Source organism: Amycolatopsis sp. NPDC114505 (assembly GCF_055633615.1).
Genome location: NZ_JBVKDV010000001.1, coordinates 1,857,446 through 1,877,057 on the forward strand (window position 1 = coordinate 1,857,446; position 19,612 = coordinate 1,877,057).

General features: G+C 69.2%; 14 protein-coding genes and 1 tRNA gene. 12 read left to right on the forward strand and 3 right to left on the reverse strand.

Annotated elements, in window-relative coordinates; all coding sequences use genetic code 11:
- The first annotated feature begins 99 nt into the window (after positions 1 to 99).
- Positions 100 to 576 carry a hypothetical protein gene (locus tag ACZ7OU_RS09340; RefSeq protein ID WP_470254739.1) on the forward strand — a complete coding sequence of 159 codons (477 nt, stop codon included), beginning with the start codon at positions 100 to 102 and terminating at the stop codon, positions 574 to 576.
- A gap of 51 nt (positions 577 to 627) precedes the next feature.
- On the forward strand, positions 628 to 1,278 hold the full coding sequence (locus ACZ7OU_RS09345; RefSeq protein ID WP_470240684.1) for a hypothetical protein: 651 nt from the start codon (positions 628 to 630) through the stop codon (positions 1,276 to 1,278).
- Positions 1,279 to 1,296: 18 nt separating this feature from the next.
- Here the strand turns inward: ACZ7OU_RS09345 and ACZ7OU_RS09350 are convergent, their stop codons facing one another.
- Positions 1,297 to 2,103 (reverse strand): S1 family peptidase, encoded by an 807-nt coding sequence (locus tag ACZ7OU_RS09350; RefSeq protein WP_470254740.1) that lies wholly within the window; start codon positions 2,101 to 2,103, stop codon positions 1,297 to 1,299.
- Positions 2,104 to 2,409: 306 nt separating this feature from the next.
- Between ACZ7OU_RS09350 and topA the strand changes: the two genes are divergently transcribed.
- The 8 genes from topA (at position 2,410) to ACZ7OU_RS09390 (ending at position 12,642) form a co-directional block, all read left to right on the forward strand.
- Positions 2,410 to 5,289 (forward strand): type I DNA topoisomerase, encoded by a 2,880-nt coding sequence (gene topA, locus ACZ7OU_RS09355; protein ID WP_470254741.1) that lies wholly within the window; start codon positions 2,410 to 2,412, stop codon positions 5,287 to 5,289.
- A gap of 133 nt (positions 5,290 to 5,422) precedes the next feature.
- A complete protein-coding gene (locus ACZ7OU_RS09360; RefSeq protein ID WP_470254742.1) occupies positions 5,423 to 6,031 on the forward strand; it encodes a hypothetical protein in 609 nt (202 codons plus the stop codon).
- Positions 6,032 to 6,117: 86 nt separating this feature from the next.
- Complete coding sequence (locus tag ACZ7OU_RS09365) at positions 6,118 to 6,909, forward strand: ESX secretion-associated protein EspG (protein ID WP_470240688.1); 792 nt, start codon at positions 6,118 to 6,120, stop codon at positions 6,907 to 6,909.
- Positions 6,902 to 7,093, forward strand: coding sequence for a hypothetical protein (locus ACZ7OU_RS09370; protein ID WP_470254743.1), 192 nt, complete (start codon positions 6,902 to 6,904; stop codon positions 7,091 to 7,093). The genes ACZ7OU_RS09365 and ACZ7OU_RS09370 overlap by 8 nt, the downstream gene beginning before the upstream one ends.
- Complete coding sequence (locus ACZ7OU_RS09375) at positions 7,086 to 7,877, forward strand: hypothetical protein (protein WP_470254744.1); 792 nt, start codon at positions 7,086 to 7,088, stop codon at positions 7,875 to 7,877. The genes ACZ7OU_RS09370 and ACZ7OU_RS09375 overlap by 8 nt, the downstream gene beginning before the upstream one ends.
- 649 nt (positions 7,878 to 8,526) lie before the next feature.
- Positions 8,527 to 9,135 carry a hypothetical protein gene (locus ACZ7OU_RS09380; protein WP_470240691.1) on the forward strand — a complete coding sequence of 203 codons (609 nt, stop codon included), beginning with the start codon at positions 8,527 to 8,529 and terminating at the stop codon, positions 9,133 to 9,135.
- 148 nt (positions 9,136 to 9,283) lie between these two features.
- A complete protein-coding gene (locus tag ACZ7OU_RS09385; protein ID WP_470254745.1) occupies positions 9,284 to 11,440 on the forward strand; it encodes a bifunctional MFS transporter/dTMP kinase in 2,157 nt (718 codons plus the stop codon).
- Positions 11,437 to 12,642, forward strand: a complete 1,206-nt coding sequence (locus ACZ7OU_RS09390) for a DNA polymerase III subunit delta' (RefSeq protein ID WP_470254746.1) — start codon at positions 11,437 to 11,439, stop codon at positions 12,640 to 12,642. Before ACZ7OU_RS09385 ends, ACZ7OU_RS09390 begins: the two co-directional genes overlap by 4 nt.
- Before the next feature lie 64 nt (positions 12,643 to 12,706).
- On the opposite strand, the gene ACZ7OU_RS09395 is transcribed toward ACZ7OU_RS09390, so the two are convergent.
- Complete coding sequence (locus ACZ7OU_RS09395) at positions 12,707 to 14,365, reverse strand: hypothetical protein (protein ID WP_470240694.1); 1,659 nt, start codon at positions 14,363 to 14,365, stop codon at positions 12,707 to 12,709.
- Between the two features lie 133 nt (positions 14,366 to 14,498).
- Here ACZ7OU_RS09395 and ACZ7OU_RS09400 point away from each other — a divergent pair.
- Positions 14,499 to 14,572: transfer RNA gene (locus ACZ7OU_RS09400), tRNA-Thr, on the forward strand.
- A gap of 312 nt (positions 14,573 to 14,884) precedes the next feature.
- On the opposite strand, the gene ACZ7OU_RS09405 is transcribed toward ACZ7OU_RS09400, so the two are convergent.
- The gene (locus ACZ7OU_RS09405) at positions 14,885 to 19,198 is read right to left on the reverse strand and encodes a HEAT repeat domain-containing protein (RefSeq protein ID WP_470254747.1); all 4,314 of its coding nucleotides are present in this window, start codon (positions 19,196 to 19,198) and stop codon (positions 14,885 to 14,887) included.
- Positions 19,199 to 19,350: 152 nt separating this feature from the next.
- On the opposite strand from ACZ7OU_RS09405, the gene ACZ7OU_RS09410 reads away from it, so the two are divergent.
- Positions 19,351 to 19,518, forward strand: a complete 168-nt coding sequence (locus tag ACZ7OU_RS09410) for a hypothetical protein (protein ID WP_470254748.1) — start codon at positions 19,351 to 19,353, stop codon at positions 19,516 to 19,518.
- Positions 19,519 to 19,612 lie beyond the last annotated feature (94 nt).

Below are 19,612 nucleotides of genomic sequence, written 5' to 3' on the forward strand. Positions count from 1 at the left end.
TCAACCGTCTTAGCCGCCCTATCCACGACGATCACCATCGGCCTCGCCGGCTGCGGGCAAGCCGCCACGCAGTCCCCGGCGCGCGACCAGGGTCTGTCAGTGACGACCGTGGTGCCGCAGGCCGATCCGGCGGCGAGATGGGCGGACGGCTACTGCGGCGCGGTGACGCACCTGGTCCGCACGCTGGCGGCACTGCCCGCCGTCGACCCGAGCACGCCGCAGCAGGCGTCCCGGACCTCCAGTGACCTGCTCTCCTCGGTGGTCGGCGGGCTCGACCAGAGCCTCGCCGGGCTGAACGCGCTCGGCGCGCCACCGGTGGCGTCGGCGGACGGCGGGCGCGAGGACGTCATCGGGCAGTTCACCGGCATCCGTGAGCAGGCCGAGAACGCGCGTCAGCGCATCGACGCCGTGCGCGGCGACGCGGCGGAGACCAAAGAGGCCCTGGGCGAGGCCAAGGCCACGCTGGACCGCATCGACGCGCTCGACTACCTCAAGGGCCTCAAGGACGTCCCGGCCCTGGTAGCGGCCGAGCAACGGGCCCCCGCGTGCCGGCAGCTGGATCAACCGCCTCGGTGAAGATCGGCGTGACCCTCGCCTCAAATCGAACTTGTGTTCTAGTATGGCGCGGTGGATCGGACGATCTCCCTCTTCTCCGCCGAGGCCAGCGGGCCGGGTCTGGGCGACCTGGCCGGGCTGCTGTGCTGCCACGGCCAGATCACCGGTTTCGGGCGCACGGCCGCCAGGCTGTCGGTGGTCGTCGAGGAGCCGTGGCGGGCACACCTACTGGCGCGCGAGTTCCGCTGCCGCGGCGCGGACGCCCAGGTCTCGAAGGCCGACTGCGGCAATCCACAGGTCCGGACGTCGTTCCGGGTCGATCTGCTCCCGCTGGCCCTGCGGTGGCTGCGTGAGGGCTGTGCGGGCCCGATCGAGGACGATTCGGGCAAGGCGGTGCCGGACGGTTTCCGGCTGAGCGGGGCAATGCTGCGGATGTGGGCGCTGGCCGGCGGCCGGCCCGGCACGCAGGGCTACCTGCTGGGGGTCGACCCGCTGGCACCCGGCATGCACGAGCGGCTGGTCGAGGCGCTGACGCCGTTGGGCGTCGCGGCGAAGCTGACCGGCCCGAAGGTCGAGGTCCCGGCCGTCAAGGTCACCGGGAAACGCCGGTTGGAGGCGCTGCTGGAGCTCATCGGGGAACCGCCGCCGGGCGCCGAAGCGGTGTGGCCCGGGGCGGCGCCGCGGCCGGTCCCGCACCCGGAGGCCGTCACGAGCACGGCCTGACCGGGCGCGGGCGGCGCGTCAGGGCCGGGGCAGCGTGCAGCCGGCCTGGGTGAGGGCGATTTCGTTGGCCGCGGTGAGGCACGCGGGAATGCCGTAGGTCTCCTGGCCGTAGTTCGTCTTGTAGTGGACGGTCACGTTCCCGGCCTGGTCGACCTCGCACGGGTTGTTCTCCGTGCAGCGCGCGCCGTCCTCGTTGCCGGTGTTGTTCACGCCGACGACCTTGCCGCCGGAGACGATCGGCGAGCCCGACGTGCCGCCGATGGTCTGGCAGGCGGACGTGTAGCGGATCGAGTCCTTCCAGGTCCAGCTGCCCTCCTTCAACCGGTAGACGAAGCCGTCCACGTTGCAGGAGTAGATCCGCTTCCAGTAGCCCGAGACGACGTCGATCGCGGCGCCGGCCGTCGGGTGGGCCGTGGACAGCTCCAGCGGCGAGATCCCGTAGCTCGACTTGATCTGCGCGTAGGTGGTGGTGAGCTGGTAGAGCGACACGTCGGTGTCGGTCATCGTCCCGTAGACGATCTTCTTGGCCCGCAGGGTGCCCGCGCTGCCACCGCTCGCGTTGAGCAGCGTGAACGTCCGGCTGGACGTCCGGTTGGTGATGACCTGGCCGGGGCCGGGGAAGCCGGTCTCGAGGCAGTGCCCGTTGGACATGACGAGCGCGGGTGCGGAGTCGGGGGTCGCGGCGGGCTTGACCACCGAACCCGAGCAGTTGGACAGGGCGACCGTGCCGGCGAAATTCGCCGCGGCCGCGCTCGCCGGAGTGGTACCCAGTAATACTGTGGCGGTCGCGGCGGTGAGCAGGGCGCCGAGGAGGCGTCGAGTCATGGCGGATCCTTTCGGCTGGGCGGGGAAACCAGTGAAGCGGTGACGTCCCGCGCCCACCACCGTCGAACGGAGGGTATCCGGACGGTCACGCGCTAGGCTGCGCGGGACGTGGCCGAAATCACGTGGCAGGTACGTTGGGGAAACATCGTCGAGGTCAGCGGCGATGCGCTGGGCACAGGACCGGCGGCGTGTTGGGCCACCTCCGCGCCGTCCGGGCCGGAACAGCGTGCACACTGGCAGGTCGAGACACGGGCCCGGACCCTCAGGGGGACGGGGCGCGGTGCAGTCCCGCGGCGGTGGGACGAGATGAGCGGAGAGCAGGACAGCGTGGCAGGAGCACGGACCAAGAAGAACGGAGCCTCGGCGGACAACGGCGCCGGGCACCGGCGGCTGGTCATCGTCGAGTCGCCGACGAAGGCCCGCAAGATCGCCCCCTACCTGGGCGGCGGTTACGTCGTCGAGTCTTCCGTCGGGCACATCCGCGACCTGCCTCGTGGTGCCGCCGACGTGCCCGCCCAGTACAAGGGCGAGTCCTGGGCGCGCCTCGGCGTCGACGTCGACAACGACTTCAAGGCCCTCTACGTGGTCACCCCGGACAAGAAGTCCAAGGTCACCGAGCTCAAGAGCCTGCTCAAGGACGTCGACGAGCTCTACCTCGCGACGGACCCCGACCGCGAGGGCGAGGCCATCGCGTGGCACCTCCTCGAGACCCTGAAGCCGAAGGTCCCGGTCCGCCGGATGGTCTTCCACGAGGTCACCGAGCAGGCCATCCTCGCGGCCGCCGACTCGACCCGTGAGCTGGACGCCGACCTCGTCGACGCGCAAGAGACCCGCCGCATCCTCGACCGCCTCTACGGCTACGAGGTCTCGCCGGTGCTGTGGAAGAAGGTCATGCCGAAGCTCTCGGCGGGCCGCGTGCAGTCGGTGGCGACCCGGATCGTCGTCGAGCGGGAGCGCGAGCGGATGCGCTTCACCTCGGCGTCCTACTGGGACGTATCCGCCACGATGGACGCCGGCGAAGAGGCTTCGCCGCGCAACTTCTCGGCTCGGCTGGTGGCCGTCGACGGCGCTCGCCTCGCCACGGGCCGCGACTTCGGCTCGGACGGGCAGCTCAAGGCGTCGAACAACGAGATCCGCGTGCTGGTGGAAGCCGACGCGCGGCGCCTCGCCGAGGGCCTCGAGCAGCGTGACTTCAAGGTCGCGAGCGTCGAGGAGAAGCCGTACACGCGGAAGCCGTACGCGCCGTTCATGACGTCGACCCTGCAGCAGGAGGCGGGCCGCAAGATGCGGTTCACCTCGGAGCGCACGATGCGGATCGCGCAGAAGCTGTACGAGAACGGTTACATCACCTATATGCGTACCGACTCGACGACTCTCTCGGAGTCGGCGATCTCGGCGGCGCGTAGCCAGGCCACGCAGCTGTACGGCAAGGAGTACGTCTCGCCGTCGCCGCGCCAGTACACGCGCAAGGTCAAGAACGCGCAGGAGGCGCACGAGGCGATCCGCCCGTCGGGCGAGGTCTTCCGCACGCCGGGCCAGGTCGCGAGTGAGCTGGACACCGACGAGTACCGCCTTTACGAGATGATCTGGCAGCGCACGATCGCGTCGCAGATGGCGGACGCCAAGGGCACCACGATGTCCGTGCGCATCGTCGGCACCGCGACGTCGGGCGAGGAATGCACCTTCGCCGCTTCGGGCCGCACGATTACCTTCGCGGGCTTCCTGAAGGCGTACGTCGAGGCCGTCGACACCGAGACCGGTGGCGAAGCTGACGACAAGCAGAGCCGCCTGCCGGTGCTGGAGAAGGATCAGGCGCTCACCGCGACCGAGCTGAACCCGGACGGCCACACCACGTCGCCGCCGGCGCGGTACTCGGAGCCGAGCCTGGTCAGCAAGCTGGAAGAGCTGGGCATCGGCCGCCCGTCGACGTACGCGTCGATCATCAAGACCATCCAGGACCGCGGCTACGTGTGGAAGAAGGGCTCCGCGCTCGTTCCGTCGTGGGTCGCGTTCGCCGTGATCGGCCTGCTGGAGCGGCACTTCGAGCGGCTGGTCGACTACGACTTCACCGCCGGCATGGAGGACGAGCTCGACCGCATCGCGTCCGGCAACGAGCAGCGCGCGCAGTGGCTGTCGAAGTTCTACTTCGGCGGCGACATGGGCGTCGACGGCTCGATCGGCCGGCTGGGCGGCCTGAAGAAGCTGGTCGAAGGCAGTGTCGAGGACATCGACGCGCGGGAGATCAACTCGATCCCGCTGTTCAGCGACGCCGACGGGCACACCGTCGTGGTCCGCGTCGGCCGCTACGGGCCGTACCTCGAGCGTGAGGTCAACGGCGAGTCGCAGCGCGCGAACCTGCCCGAGGACCTGCCGCCGGACGAGCTCTCGCAGGAGATCGCGGAGAAGCTGTTCGCGACCCCGCAGGAGGGCCGCACGCTGGGCGCCGACCCGGTGAGCGGGCACGACATCGTCGCGAAGGAAGGCCGTTTCGGGCCCTACGTGACCGAGGTGCTGCCGGAGATCGAGCTGCCCGAGGACGCGACGCCGGCGCAGAAGAAGGCCGCCAAGGCGAAGGCGCCGAAGCCGCGCACGGGTTCGCTGTTCAAGTCGATGGACATCGAGACCATCACGCTCGAAGACGCGCTGAAGCTGCTTTCGCTGCCGCGCGTGGTCGGCAAGGACCCGGAGTCCGGTGACGAGATCACGGCGCAGAACGGGCGTTACGGGCCGTACCTGAAGAAGGGCACGGACTCGCGCTCGCTCTCGACCGAGGACCAGCTGTTCTCGATCACCGTCGAGGAAGCGCTGAAGATCTACGCGGAGCCGAAGCAGCGCGGCCGGTCCGCCACGGCGAAGCCGCCGCTCAAGGAGCTCGGCGAGGACCCGGTGTCGAAGAAGCCGATGGTCGTCAAGGAAGGCCGGTTCGGCCCGTACGTGACCGACGGCGAGTACAACGCGACGCTGCGGAAGGGCGACGAGATCGAGTCGCTGACCGCCGAACGGGCGTCCGAGCTGCTCGCGGAGAAGCGGGCGAAGGGCCCGGCGCCGAAGCGGAAGGCACCGGCGCGGAAGCCGGCGTCGACGACGGCGAAGACGGTCAAGGCGGGCACGAGCAAGACCGCGAAGGCCGCGGCCGCGAAGTCCACCACGACGAAGCGCAGCTCGACGGCGACGAAGGCCAAGTAAGACTGCTCGTGAAGGCCTCCTGACCGGCTCTTGTGGCTGGTGAGGAGGCCTTCACGGCGTCCGGCCACACTTTCGGGTGACACCTCGAACGGATGTTCGGGAAATTGTCGGTGGTCCCGGGTTTCATGAACGCGTGACCACAACACCACGCACCGTGCACACGGTGACCACCAAGATCCTCAAGCCGGTCCGGGCGGCGGCCGCCGGCAGTTCCACCGCCACGGACCTGGTCGACTCGCTCCCCGGCTTTACGGGCACCGGCGGAGTCTGCGGCGTGGCCGTCGCGGTGTTCGGCGAGCCGTGGACATCGGCGTTCTTCGACGACCGGACGCGGTTCGGCGTCGCCGCGGACGGTTTGCGCCTGTCCGGGCCCTCGCCGGGTTCGGTCGCGGAGTTCCTCACCTTGGCGTTGACACGGCTGCCGCCACACCCGCCGGCGCCGGGCGAGGGGCTGTACCTCGACGCTGACGAGCGCGGAGTGCTCGAGCCCGAGCAGGAGTGCTTGATCCTCGACCTGATGGACGACCTGCGCCGGCCGCGGCTCGGCACCGTCCAGCTCGACATCCTCCGCGACGGGGCGCGGCAGCCGTGGGAGATGCTGGCGTTCGTCGACGACGACCGCGGCCGGCACCTGGCGGCGCTGGGCAGACGCCAGGGCGGCCACCGCCGGTTCTGGTGGCTGCCCGGAAGCGTGGACAGGCTCGGGGAGCTCGTCGAAGGGCGGGTGCCGGAGCATGCCTGAGCCGCTCGACGACCGCTCACCGAACGATGTCGCCCACTCGAACATATGTGCGAGAAATTGTCGGTGCCAGGGTGTTCAATCAAGGGGTGAACACTTCAGTCGCCGTCTTCGACGTCATCGACGAGGTCATCGCCCCGCTGTCGGCCGAGGTGCCGGAGCGGCCCTCGGTGATGGAGTTCTACGACCCCCAGTTCGAGATCCCGCCGGTGCTGGCGGACACCGAACCGCTGCCGGGCCGTCGCTCCTCGCCCGCGCGGAGCCTCGCCGACGAGGTGGAGCAGTACACCCGGTTCGTCGCCGGGATGGCCGCCATTGGCCTGGCCCCGGGCGGCGAGGTCACGCCGGAAGCAGTCGGGCTCTACCGGGCGCTGCGGGGCGGTTTCATCCGCGGCGTGGTCACCGGCGTCTTCCCGGCCCGGCGGGAGCCGTGGGAGGTGCGGTTCTTCGGCGACGAGGACTACACCACGGTGCTGCACAAGCTGGGCAACCGCGCGCGCCTGCGGTCCGGCTTCCTGAGCGAGCTGCCGGGCTGGGTGTTCGACGGCCTGCCCGACCGGCCGCCGGGGCCGGGGCAGCACGTGCGCATCGAGACCGACGAGGGCGGGCTGATCCCGCGCCGGTGCGAGCGGGCGGTCGAGCTGATCCGCGAGTGCGCGGCCCGGCCGCGGCTGGGCACGGTGCTGGTCGACCTCGCGGTGCGCGACGCGATCTTGGCCGAGTACCCGCACGGCGCGTTCGGACTGGTGGACAACGACCTGGGCCGATACCAGTTCAGCGCGGCGGTCGGCCGGACCGGGCGCTGGACGGTCACGTGGGGTCCGGCGTCGCGGAGCACGGCCGAGCAGTGGATCGTCGAGGCGGTCCAGAGCCATGCGTGAGCACGGGTCCCCGGAGGGGGTGGACGAAGAGGTGGAGCCGGCCCGGCTGGGCCTCACGGTGCGCGACGCGATCCTCGCCGCGGCCGAGCTGATCAGCGACGTGCCGATCCCGCGGAGTCCGGCGGCGGGCGGCCAGGGTGAAGCGGAACCGCGACCGGGAGAGGCGGCGCGAAGGCATGGTTGAGCGCACGGCGGCCCGGGAGCTGCTCGAGTTGGCGGCCGGCCCGGTGCTGGTGGCGATGCCGGACCGCGAGCCGGTCGACCGGCTCTACAACCCGGAGGTCAGCGACCACGACATCCTGGTGCACGGGCCGGTCTCCGACGACCCCGCGGACCTGGTCGAGGAAGTCGAACGGCACACGGCGTGGGCCGCCTGGATCGACGGCACCCCGTTCGGCGTGGACGGCGAGCTCAACGAGGTCGGCTTCGAGGTGGTGTCGCTGATGCTGCGCGGTTCGGTCCGGGCGGCGCTGTGCGGCGTGTTCGACGAAGGACCGGAGACGGCGGACATCCGCTGCTACGCGGATGGCGAGCGGGCTTTCATGATGGGTTCGCTGCCCGGGCGCACGGCGATCCACCTGGCCGACTTCGAGGAGCTGCCGGAGATGCTGGTGGCAGAGCTGCCGGAGGCCCCGTTCGGCGCCTCACCCCGCGCGATCTGGCTGTCGGTGGACGCCGACGGCCTGGTCCACGACGGCCAGGACGCCGACGTGGGAGCGATACGCGAGCTGCTGGGCCGTCCGCGCTTAGGCACGGCGGTGCTGGACATGCTGGCCTTCGGCGGGCTGTGCGCGGAGTTCCCGGACCACGGGTTCGTCCTGGTGGACACGGACCTGGGCCGTTTCGCCCTGGCGTCCCTGGACCGCGGCGACGGCCGCCGCCAGCTGGTCCTGAGCCCGTTCAGCCGCGGCATGCTCCGCGACTGGTGCCGAAAGATGGTCGACCTGGGACAGGAGGAGGTGTCCTGAGAAGAGGGTGAGGCGGTTCCGTGGGCGGAGGCGATGCGGTCCCGGCTGCGTTGGCGCTACGCGGACCAAGCTGGCCAGGTAGTGCGGCCGGTCCGGCATCGGACGGACAAGCGGCGCCGAGCGGGTCGTGCGGCCGACTGCAGCCGGGCGTGCGCGGTGTGCGGCGTGACGCGGCCGGCCAGCGTCGGGCAGTTCGGTCGCGCGGGCACGCTGGCGAGCGCAGCCCGACGAGGTCGCGCCAGCCGAGGCAGCGACTCACCGGCTTCGGCGGCATGGAAACAGGGAGTCACCACCTTCCCGCGAGCCGATGCTCCGACCGGCCGCAGCCGACCCGCCGACCGGCGCACCGCACCCACCCGGCGTCTCCAGGCAAACCCGTCCCCGACTCGACCGGAACCCGGCAAACTGGTCACCTCCGGCCCGCCGCTGGCCAGTCCCACCCGACGGCCCCTGTGACCCGACTCACTACGATCCGTCACCATCGGCGGTCGACTGAACCACCGTCGGACTGGACACTGCAGGGGGTTCGGGCACAGGCTTGCGCTGCGTGACCGACCCTCCATTACAGACAGAGCCATTGGGCGGATGCGTTATCCGCCATCGTCGCTACCCTGGAAAGGCGAGGACATTCAGTAGTGAGGTGGTCACCATGAGCGCGAACGGTGAGGCTCCCTTCTTCAATGCCCCCGAGCTCACTCAGCGCGACGGCACGTTGTCCGAAGCCCCCGGCGAGATGTTCGCCGATCCCGTTTCGGGATTGGTCACGGCGGCACCTGAACCACGCGCCGCGGTCGCCAATGGCCACGAGCCCGCTGCCTTCCCGGTAGCCGGGCCCGTGCCGCACGACGAAGAAGCCGTGCGCCGGATGGTCGAGGAAACCCTCCGGGAGGAGGGCGGCGAGACCCCGAGGGCGATCCCACCGGCCGGCACCACCAGCGGCGTCGGCGGAGACGCTGGAACGCCGATGGGGCTTCTCCCGCGTCAGCGGACCCGGCGGCGTACCTGGCCGACGCGGCCGCCGTTGCTGCAGCGGCCCGTGCGGCAGAGGGCACCCGCTGAGGACGACTTCGACGAAGACCTCGAAGTCGTGCCCGTCAAGCGGCGGAAGCTGCCGGCGATGTCGATGCCGGCCTTCAACCGGCCGTCGTCGAGTGCGGCCGGGGTCATGCTCGCCGTGGCGTTGCTGATCGTGTTCGGTTTCGTCGCCATCGAGCTGGTGTCCAGCCTGGTCAGCAGCGTGACCGGACTCTTCGACTAGCGCTCGCTCGCTGTTCCGCGCACCACCGTGACCTCGGGGCCGTCCGCGAGGCAAGGGCCGATCGGGCTACCCTGAGTTCACGGTCGGGCGACCTCATGAGGGCGCCCGGCACCGCGGTGACTAGTGGGGTGGGCGTATCAGCGAGGGCGTGCGATCGGTACCCGGGGCCGGCCCGGGTAGGTCGTCGGGCGCCGAGGCGTCCACGATCAACCGGGTCCGGCGGGTGCTGGCGATCAAACCGTTCCGGCGCCTCTGGGGCGTCACGTACCTGTGCAGCGTGGCCGACTGGCTGAACATCCTCGCCCTCACCGGCCTGGCCACGAAGCTGACGAACAACTACTTCGCGCAGAACTTCGCCTTCGTCGGCGTGGTGCTGACCGGCCTGGCGCCGGGGCTGCTGTTCGCCCCGGTCGGCGGCCTGCTCGCGGACCGGTTCGACCGCCGCAAGGTCATGATCGTGGCGGACCTGCTGCGCTGCGGTTTCCTGCTGTCCATCGCCTTCGTCAGCGCGCCGTGGTGGCTGCTGGTCGGCAACTTCCTCGTCGGCAGCGCGGCGAGCATGTGGATCCCCTCGAAAGAGGCCGCGGTCCCGAACCTGCTCCGCCGGCCCGACCAGGTCGAGACGGCCAACCAGCTCGGCATGGTGATGACGTACGGCCTGGCCGTCGTCACCGCGGCCGGCGCGAACGCGATCATCACCGGCGTCAACACGACGTTCCACCTCTTCTCCGGCGATCCGAGCCTCAACATCGCGAAGCTGGTCGTCGTCATCACCGGCCTGCTCTACCTGGCCAGCGCGATCCTCATCGCCACCCGGATCCCCGAGCTTTCGCTGCGCAACGTCCACGCGCTGCCGGAACAGAAGGTCCAGGCGGCCGACGAAGAGAAGCTCGGCATCGGCACGATGATCGCCGACGGCTTCCGGTTCATCCGCAGCACGCCGCTCGTGCGCGGCCTGCTGGTCGGCGCGTTCGGCGCGTTCGCCGCGGGCGGCGCCGTCATCGGCTCGGCCAAGCCCTACTCCTCGAGCCTGCTGGCCGGCGACTCGGCGTTCAGCCTCCTGGTCCTGGCCATCTTCGTCGGCCTCGCCTCCGGGATGGCGTTCGCGCCCAAGCTCTCCCGGCGGCTCCCGCACGACCGGCTGTTCGGCGTCTCGATCATCGCGGCCGGGCTGTCGCTCGCGCTGGTCGCGTTGTCGCCGCACCTTTCGGTCTCGCTGATCACCGTCGTCCTGGTCGGGTTCTGGGCCGGGACGGCGTTCCTCACCGGTGTCACGATCATCGGCTCCCGCGTCGAAGACGCCATCCGCGGCCGGATCAACGCGATCTACCAGCTGATGATGAAGCTGGTGCTGTTCGGCACCACGGTCACCGTCCCGGTGCTGGTCGGCGTGGTGGCGCCGCGCACGATCAACGTCTGGGGCAGCCCGGTCACGATCGACGGCACCCGGCCGATCATGCTCGCCGGCGCCGCGATCGCGCTGGTCGCCGGCATCTTCGCCTACCGACAGATGGACGACAAGCGCACCGAGCCGATCCTCTCGGACCTGCGCAACGCGCTGCGCCGCACGCCGAGGCGCGTCAACGGCTTCCTCATCGCCGTCGAGGGCACCACCGCGATCAACACCGCCATCCAGGCCGTCAACCTGGCCGACTGGATGCGGGGCGGTACCCGGCCCGTCGTGGTCGCCGCCGATCCGGCCCTCGACGACAAGCGGCTCACCGCGCTCGTCTCCGGTGCTTCGCTGACCGGAGCTCGGGCCCAGGCGCTGGCCGCCGCCGCGGTGCGGGCCGACATCGTCGAGCGGCACGTGCAGCCGGCGCTCGACGCCGGTTCGGTCGTGGTGATGGAGCGGTTCGTCGACTCGCCGCTGGCGCACCTGTCGGCCGTCGCCGGGCTGGACAGCGACGAGCTCGAAGGCCTCGCCGACTGGGCGACCGGGCGGCTGCGGCCCGACCTGACCGTCCTGCTGGACTCCGCCCCGCCCGGCGCGCCGCGCGACCGGGCGACCGTGATGAACGACCAGTGGCGCGTCCAGCACCTGCTCACCGAGATGGCCGCGGCCGACCCGGAGCGGTACGTCGTGATCGACGCCGACGGCACCGACGCCCAGGTCGCCGAGCGCATCCGCACCGCGCTGCGGGCCGTGTTCATCGGCCGCCTGTCCGCGCTGGCCCCGGCCGCCGACGCACCGACCAACGAGAACCCCGCGACCACCGACGGACCGGCGACGGACCGGCCGTCGACCCTGCCGCTGGACCTCGAAGACACGATCCCGGAAGAGCCTCGCGTGGAGGCGAAGTGACGACGACCGAACGCATCGGTGTCTGGAACCAGCTCGTCGGCCAGGAGCCGGCGGTCGAAACGCTGAGCGCGGCCGCGGCGGCGGCCGCGAAGATCGTCGCCGGCGAGCCCGCGCCGCCGGGCGCGATGACGCACGCGTGGCTGCTCACCGGCCCGCCCGGGTCCGGCCGGTCGGTGGCCGCGCGGACGTTCACCGCCGCCCTGCAGTGCAGCACCGGCACCGGCTGCGACGCCTGCCCGGGCTGCCACACGACGATGGCGGGCACCCACGCCGACGTCCGGCTCGTGGTGCCGGAAGGCCTGTCCATCTCGGTCGCCGAGATGCGTGCCCTGGTGCAGGCGGCCGCGCGCCGGCCGACCACCGGCCACTGGCAGGTCGTGATCATCGAAGACGCCGACAGGCTCACCGAAGGTGCGTCGAACGCGCTGCTGAAGGCCGTCGAGGAGCCGCCGGAGCGCACGGTCTTCCTGCTCTGCGCGCCGTCGTCCCACCCCGAGGACGTCTCGGTGACGATCCGTTCGCGCTGCCGCCTGGTGACGCTGCGGACGCCGCCGCCGGAGGCGATCGCGGACGTCCTGGAGCACCGCGACCACGTCGACTCGGAGCGCGCGCGGTGGGCCGCTTCGGTGTGCGGCGGCCACGTCGGCCGCGCGCGCCGGCTCGCCACGGACGAGGCCGCGCGGCAGCGCCGGGCGACCGTGCTGCGGATCCCGCTCGGCCTGCGCCGCCCCGGTGACGTCTTCACCTGCGCCGACCAGCTGATCAGCGCGGCGGAGGCCGACGCGGGCGAAGCGAGCAAGGGCCGCGACGAGGACGAGCGCAACGAGCTGCGGACGGCGATGGGCGGCGACGGCGTCGGCAAGGGCGTCGCCGGCGCGAAGCGGGCCGCGGAAGCGGCGGTCAAGCAGCTCGAGAAGAAGCAGAAGTCGCGCGCGACGCGCACCCAGCGCGACACGCTCGACCTGTCCCTGATCGACCTGGCCGGCTTCTACCGCGACGTCCTGGTGACGACGACCCGCTCCGGCGCGACGCTCAACCACCCCGACCACGCCGACCAGATCGCCGAAGCGGCTTCGGCGTGGACACCGGAATCGACGCTTCGCCGGCTCGAAGCGGTGCTGGAATGCCGCGAGGCGATCGACCTGAACGTCAAGCCGCGCATCGCCATCGAAGCGATGGTCACGACGCTTCGCCAGGGCTGAAACGAAGAAACCCGCCAAGAAGCTCTTGGCGGGTTTCTCCACTGCCCCCGGGGGCTGCTTCAGGTCACTCGCGCGGACGCGGTGACGGCTTGAACGGCTTCTCTTCGACCGCCACGGCCAGCGGACGACGTCGCGAGCCCGGCATCGCGGCCACCATGACCACGCCGAGCAGCAGCATCGCGGTGCCCGTCCAGAACAGCGGCACCGTGTCGTACGCGCCGCCGGTGTAGGCGAGGTTCTTCACCGGCCCCTTCGGAGCCTGACCGCCCGCGGGCGGCGTCGACGTCGTCCCGCAGATGACGCCGCCGGTCGGCGCATAGGCCCGCGCGACCTGCTCGCCGAGCGACAGCTGGGCCAGCGACGACGGCAGGTTCTTCGCCTGGTCGGCGGGCAGCAGGCTCTTGAGCTTGGTCGTGGGCAGCAGCTGCAGGTCGAACAGCCGCGCCGAGGCGCCCAGCTGGAAGCCCTTGAACGGCGTGGTCATCTGCGCGGACTTCTGGTCCAGCCCGGCGATGCTCAGCCGCAGGACACCGAGGTCCAGCACGGTCCCCGCGGTGTTGCCGACCTGCTGGATGCCCTTGGTGAGCGTCGAAACCAGGCCGCCGACCACCGGGATGTCGTTGAGCTGACCGAACTGGTCGCTCAGCCCGGTCAGCGGCAGCCCGATCGGGATGTCCTTGGTCGGGTGCGCCGCGTCCAGCGTGTACAGCGTCTTGCCGGCCGCCTCGATGGTCAGCACCGGCGCGGTGTAGTCCACTTTGGACGTCTTCGCGTCGCCGGTGGAGGTCACCTTCAGCGTCGGCTGGCTGGCCACCTTGATGCTCAGCGCCAGCGGGGTGCCCTTGAGGATCTCGATGTCCGCGGCCTGCAGCGTCGACGTCGACTGCACGGCCTTGTTCTTCGAGCCCGGGAGATCGACCAGCTTCACCTGCGAACGCGACGAGAGCGTGTTCGGCAGGCTCAGCAGCGAGCCGGTGCCGTTCGCCGCGGTCTGGCCGCCGCCCTGCAACAGCCCGCCGAGGCTCTGCAGGCCCTTGGTGAGGTCGAAGCCCTTCGCGAGCGTGCTCGGGTCCAGGGCGAGCTTGTCGAGGCCCAGGTTCGGCATCGACGGGATGACGTTCAGCAGCGACAGGCTCGCCACCGACGTGCTCGCGTCGGCGATGGTGTCGACGCACGGACCGAGCGTCGGGCTCCACCGCGCGTGCGCGCTCCCGTTGAGCAGCCCCACGTTCAGCAGCGGGTTCGGCGGCGCGTTCAGCCCACCGCTGATCGGCTGCGGGTTGTCCGGCAACGCGGTCTGCACGACGCTGCCCGGCGTCTGCGGCGCGTTCCCGCCCACAGACAGCCCGAACGGCGACGCCTGCGCGATCGACTTCTCGTAGCTCAGGTAGGCGTCGGAGTTCGCCGACGCGTTCGAGAGGCCCATCCCGGCTTCGAGCGCCGACTGCTTCGGCAGGGTGTCCCCGAACCCGGGCAGGATCGTCTTCGTCGGCACGGCGTTGGGCAGCAACCGGATGATGCCGAGCGCGGTCCCCGCATCCCCGACGGCCTGCCCCAGCGGCTGCGGCCCGATCGGCGCCGAGATCGGCGCCTGCCCCGGATTCGCCGGCTGCGGGATCGGCGTAGTCGGATAGGTCGGATCGGCGTTCGCCGGCGCCGCGCTGAACAGGAGCAACGCCGCGGCCGCGGGCAGGGCCACCGAACGGGGCAGTCTTCGCCGCATGTGCCAGAGCCTCCAGATAGGTCGATCGGGGGATGAGACCGACGTCATAGGGCCCTAACGACAGTCCCCCCGGAAAGTGACGCTGACAGCCTCCGCTACACTTGAGCCCGTCGCCAGCGCGAGCCGGAGACATGCCGCCTTAGCTCAGTCGGCCAGAGCGATTCACTCGTAATGAATAGGTCAGGGGTTCGATTCCCCTAGGCGGCTCCGCAGGTCAGGCCCCACCCGAGACACCTCGGGTGGGGCCTGACTGGTCTGGTGGGTGACAAAGTGAGTGACTAAGAGCCTGCCGCAGGGAAGCTTGGCGGGTTGTCAGGGATCTGCCTCGTGACTGGTGCCGGACGGATTGTGGGCATCGGCGGCGCCGCCAGCTCCGAAGCACAGACGCGGGTGGACAACTAAGTCCATCGGTAAGCGCCTGTCGACGCCGCGCTCGTCTGATCAAGGACGTGCCCTAGCCAGTCTATCCGGCAAAAGCATATGCCGGGCTGTGACGATGGCTCCTGATGATGCAACTGCTCAGGTGAATCGATTCACGGCTTCCATTGCTGCCTGCCGTACGTCTTCGTCTTGGTCGGTGGTGGCGCGCTCACGGAGCCAGGGCAGGGTGGCGAGGTCTGTGGGCCAGCCTGTCGCCACGGCTCGCAGCGCGGCTTGGCGTACGTCTTCGTCTTGGTCGGTGGTGGCGCGGTCGCGGAGTAGTGGGAGGGTCCCGGGGTCTGTGGGCCAGCTTGTTGCCACGGTCTGCAGTGCGGCCTGGCGTACGTTTTGGTCTTGGTCGGTGGTGGCGCAGTCGCGGAGTAGTGGGAGTGTCCCGTTGTCTGTGGGCCAGCCTGTTGCCAAGGCTTCTACTGCTGCCTGTCGCACTTGTTGATGGTGGTCGGTGGTGGCGCGGTCGCGGAGTAGTGGGAGGGTCCCGTTGTCTGTGGGCCAGCCTACGGCGACGGCCTGAAGGGCCGCTCGCCGTACGTAGTCGTCTTGGTCGGTGGTGGCGCGGTCGCGGAGTAGCGGGAGGGTGTCGGGGTTCTCCCGCCGGCCTGCGGCCAAGGCTTCTACTGCTGCCTGTCGCACTTGTTGATGGTGGTCGGTGGTGGCGCGGTCGCGGAGTAGCGGGAGGGTGTCGGGGTTCTCCCGCCAGCCTGCGGCGACGGCCTGAAGGGCCGCTCGCCGTACGTAGTCGTCGGGGTCGGTGGTGGCGCGGTCGCGGAGTAGTGGGAGGGTCCCGGGGTCTGTGGGCCAGCCTGCGGCCAAGGCTTCTACTGCTGCCTGCCGTACGTTTTGGTCTTGGTCGGTGGTGGCGCGGTCGCGGAGTAGTGGGAGGGTCCCGGGGTCTGTGGGCCAGCCTGTCGCCACGGCTTCCATTGCTGCCTGCCGTACGTCTTCGTCTTGGTCGGTGGTGGCGCGCTCACGGAGCCAGGGCAGGGTGGCGAGGTCTGTGGGCCAACCTGTCGCCACGGCTCGCAGCGCGGCTTGGCGTACGTCTTCGTCTTGGTCGGTGGTGGCGCGGTCGCGGAGCCAGGGGAGGGTCCCGGGGTCTGTGGGCCAGCCTGTTGCCAAGGCTTCTACTGCTGCCTGTCGCACTTGTTGATGGTGGTCGGTGGTGGCGCGGTCGCGGAGTAGTGGGAGGGTGTCGGGGTTCTCCCGCCAGCCTGCTGTCACGGCCTGTAGCGCGGCCTGGCGTACGTCTTCGTCTTGGTCGGTGGTGGCGCGCTCACGGAGCCAGGGCAGGGTGGCGAGGTCTGTGGGCCAGCCTGCAGCCACGGCCTGCACCGCTGCTTGTCGCACCATCCAGATCTGGTCGGTGGTGGCGCAGTCGCGGAGTAGCGGGAGGGTGTCGGGGTTCTCCCGCCGGCCTGTTGCCACGGCCTGTAGCGCGGCCTGCCGTACGCTTTCGTCTTGGTCGGTGGTCGCGCGGTCGCGGAGTAGCGGAGGGGTGTGGGGGTCCATAGGCCAGCCTGTCGCCACGGCCTGAAGGGCCGCTCGCCGTACGTAGTCGTCGGGGTCGGTGGTGGCGCGGTCGCGGAGCCAGGGGAGGGTCCCGGGGTCTGTGGGCCAGCCTGCGGCCAAGGCTTCTACTGCTGCTTGTCGCGCCCCCCAGAACTGGTCGGTGGTGGCGCGGTCGCGGAGTAGTGGGAGGGTCCCGGGGTCTGTGGGCCAGCCTGTCGCCACGGCTTCCATTGCTGCCTGCCGTACGTCTTCGTCTTGGTCGGTGGTGGCGCGCTCACGGAGCCAGGGCAGGGTGGCGAGGTCTGTGGGCCAGCCTGTCGCCACGGCTCGCAGCGCGGCTTGGCGTACGTCTTCGTCTTGGTCGGTGGTGGCGCGGTCGCGGAGTAGCGGGAGGGTCCCGTTGTCTGTGGGCCAGCCTGTTGCCAAGGCTTCTACTGCTGCCTGTCGCGCCCCCCAGAACTGGTCGGTGGTGGCGCGGTCGCGGAGTAGTGGGAGGGTCCCGTTGTCTGTGGGCCAGCCTGTCGCCACGGCTTCTATTGCCGCTCGCCGTACGTCTTCGTCTTGGTCGGTGGTGGCACGCTCACGCACCAGCGCTCCTGTGTCGGGTTCGCCGCGCCAGTTCACGGCTAGGACTTCCAGTGCGGCTTGCCGTACTTGCCAATGTTGGTTGTCGGTAGCTTGGTTCTGTAGCTGATTACGGGATGTGGAAATCCCTGCGGTGAGCACAGCATCGAGTCGCGCAGCCAACAATACGGTCGAATTAGTATACAGCGATGATTTAATAAACTGACCGCGGACGAGGAACCAATTATGGTAGCGGTCACGGCCAGACCAATTTGAACCGAGAGTGGAAAATACGGGCAACGTGGCCTGCTCGATGGCTTGAATCAATGATCGATTGCTGTCACCAAATGCACGTTTGCTGGCTGTCTCGAGCAGAGAGATGGCAACGTCGGCGACTGCCCGACTCTGGTTCGACAGTGCGCCGAGTTTGCGCACTTCGCCTATGCATCGTATTGCGAGCAGTGCGTGGCGGGGAAGCTTGGCGGAACTTAGGTGCCATAGTGGGTCGGCGTGAAGCAGATGGTTGATCGCTTTGGCGGCAAACCGCTCATTGATCATCCCAGTGATTAAGAGTAGGACTTCCTGCCAGGCGGGGTCAGGCCAGCGCCGGCCGAAAACATCGTTGATGAGCTCTTCCTCGGTCAGGGTTCGTTCATTATTGAAGCGGTTCACGATGTCTGCGGCTGCGAGGTATTCGAGGAATGCACGATGAACGAACCCATAAACTTCGGCGCCGAAGCGACTGAGGATGAAGTTGCGTTCACGGAACTGGTCGAGCATTGCTTGGGCGGCAGGTTTCGCCCGATCAGGAGGCAGCTCGTAGCGATCTCGGAGATAATTGTCGAATTCGTCGATCAGATCAGGACCGGGGATATGGTTGCCCGCAAGGCCCGCGGGCGCGTCTTGCATACGTCGGGCGACTGCCTGCAACAACTCCCTCTTATCGGCCCGATCAATGTAGGGCATCCCCTGGTCGACGCGGGTGTCGAGCAGGTGCTTGCCGGGGTCCCAGTGCTGGACTAGGACGGCTACGGCGTGGTCGTACACGTCGCGCCGGTCGCGAGGGAGTTCCCGGCTACGGCCGATGATCGCCAGGATTGTCAGCAGCATGGGATTGCCGGCCAACTCACGCACGGCCGCTGAGTCGTCGACGGCGGTGAGCAGTCTTGAACGCAGCCGGGTCGCCTCGGGCGCGTTGTCTGGGGACGCGATCTGGTACCAGGTGCTGACGAACCCGTCGATCTGGTTGCGGTCGAGGTCTTGGAGCATGTGGTGGGCGAATCCGGCGGTGTCCAATATCGTGCGACGATAGCCGATCACCCGGGAGGTCACCACGATCCGGGTCTTCGGATGTTGGGCGGCGAACCCGGTGATCCGATGGGTGATCGTTTCACGAAGCTTCGGGTCGAATACCTCGTCGAGTCCGTCGAATATGACAACGGCGCGTCCATCACGTCGCAGGAACTCTTCAACAACGGGTTTGGTTAGTCCTAAGCCCTCGGTCGCGTGCATGTGGTGGATGAGGTCCAGAAAGGTGCCATCCCGCCACTGCGGATCGGCGTAGGTGCGCAGTTCCACTAGTAGTGGCAACCAACCGGCGAAGGTGGCCAGCGCTCCGCTCGCGACTGTGTCGGTTAATTTAAGGGTCAAGTATCTTGCCAGAGTCGACTTGCCCGCTCCGGGATCGCCAAGCAGGACTACCTTCGCCTGCGTGGCTAGCACCTCCAAGACCGGTTGCGCCGGCCTGGCCTGATACTGCTGCTCAACCCTGGCGAGCGTTTCCCGGTCCACCCCGTCTGGAAGGTCGGCCGGGTCCAGTTCGCCGACTTCTGTCAACCGACGCCGCAGCTCTCTGGGTAATTCCACCGGCGGCGGGTCCGCCCTCACTGCTTGCGCGACAAACACGTCGCGCAGCTCCATAGGCGGATGCTCGTCCGGCTCTGTCAACGGGGTCAGGATCGCCAGGTCTACCCGTCCGTAGCGTTCCCGCAGTCTCGCCGTGTAAGCGGCTCGCTCCGCCGCGAAGCGGGCATCTGGCGACCGCGGACGTTGCTTCTTGGGATATGCGGTGTCGTAGCGGGTCTGCCATGCGGCCAGCTCGAACGTGCCAGGCGACATTGGCACCTTATTTGCCGTGGCGTAGCCGGTACAGGCGGTGACGAACGCCTCAACGGTGCGCCACCGCGGCTTACTCGTTCCGTAGAGCAGCGTCGTGATGGTCTGCTTCGGTAGCGAGAAGCCCCTCAGGTGGGCCTGCGTCGTCAATTCCTTGTAAGCCGGTTCGCCAAGCCTCTTGTACAGCTGTCGCAACTCGACGCGCACCTGCGCCCTCCTCATCGTCCCGACAGCCTTACGAAAGGCGCCCAATGCCCGACAAGCCTGTCCAGTCTTCCAGCTTGTCCATAACGGCGTGAACCAGACACACAGACATCGACGGTTGGCCCCTCACCGTTTCTCCGACAGCAGGGAGCCTGATGTTCTCCATGATCATCGCCGCCGCACACACGATCTGGGACTGGCTACCCCAGCTCACCACCGGCCTGCGGTTCGCCACCGCATCAATCGGGTTCTGCGCTACCGTGACCACCACCTACGGGCGCATCCGGCGCTGGATCCATCAGCGTAAGCGCGCATCCAGGTGAAGTCACAGCCCGGTACTTAACAAAAGACGGTGTGCTGGGCAAATATCGGTGACGAGTCCGGCGGCTCCGGACCCGTCACCGGAGGACGGACCGC

Bases quoted from the DNA above. Each gene is read 5' to 3' on its own strand.
- ACZ7OU_RS09410 (WP_470254748.1), top strand. From the start codon at position 19,351: ATGTTCTCCATGATCATCGCCGCCGCACACACGATCTGGGACTGGCTA.
- ACZ7OU_RS09350 (WP_470254740.1), bottom strand. From the start codon at position 2,103: ATGACTCGACGCCTCCTCGGCGCCCTGCTCACCGCCGCGACCGCCACA.
- ACZ7OU_RS09395 (WP_470240694.1), bottom strand. From the start codon at position 14,365: ATGCGGCGAAGACTGCCCCGTTCGGTGGCCCTGCCCGCGGCCGCGGCG.
- topA (WP_470254741.1), top strand. From the start codon at position 2,410: ATGAGCGGAGAGCAGGACAGCGTGGCAGGAGCACGGACCAAGAAGAAC.
- ACZ7OU_RS09375 (WP_470254744.1), top strand. From the start codon at position 7,086: ATGGTTGAGCGCACGGCGGCCCGGGAGCTGCTCGAGTTGGCGGCCGGC.
- ACZ7OU_RS09370 (WP_470254743.1), top strand. From the start codon at position 6,902: ATGCGTGAGCACGGGTCCCCGGAGGGGGTGGACGAAGAGGTGGAGCCG.
- ACZ7OU_RS09380 (WP_470240691.1), top strand. From the start codon at position 8,527: ATGAGCGCGAACGGTGAGGCTCCCTTCTTCAATGCCCCCGAGCTCACT.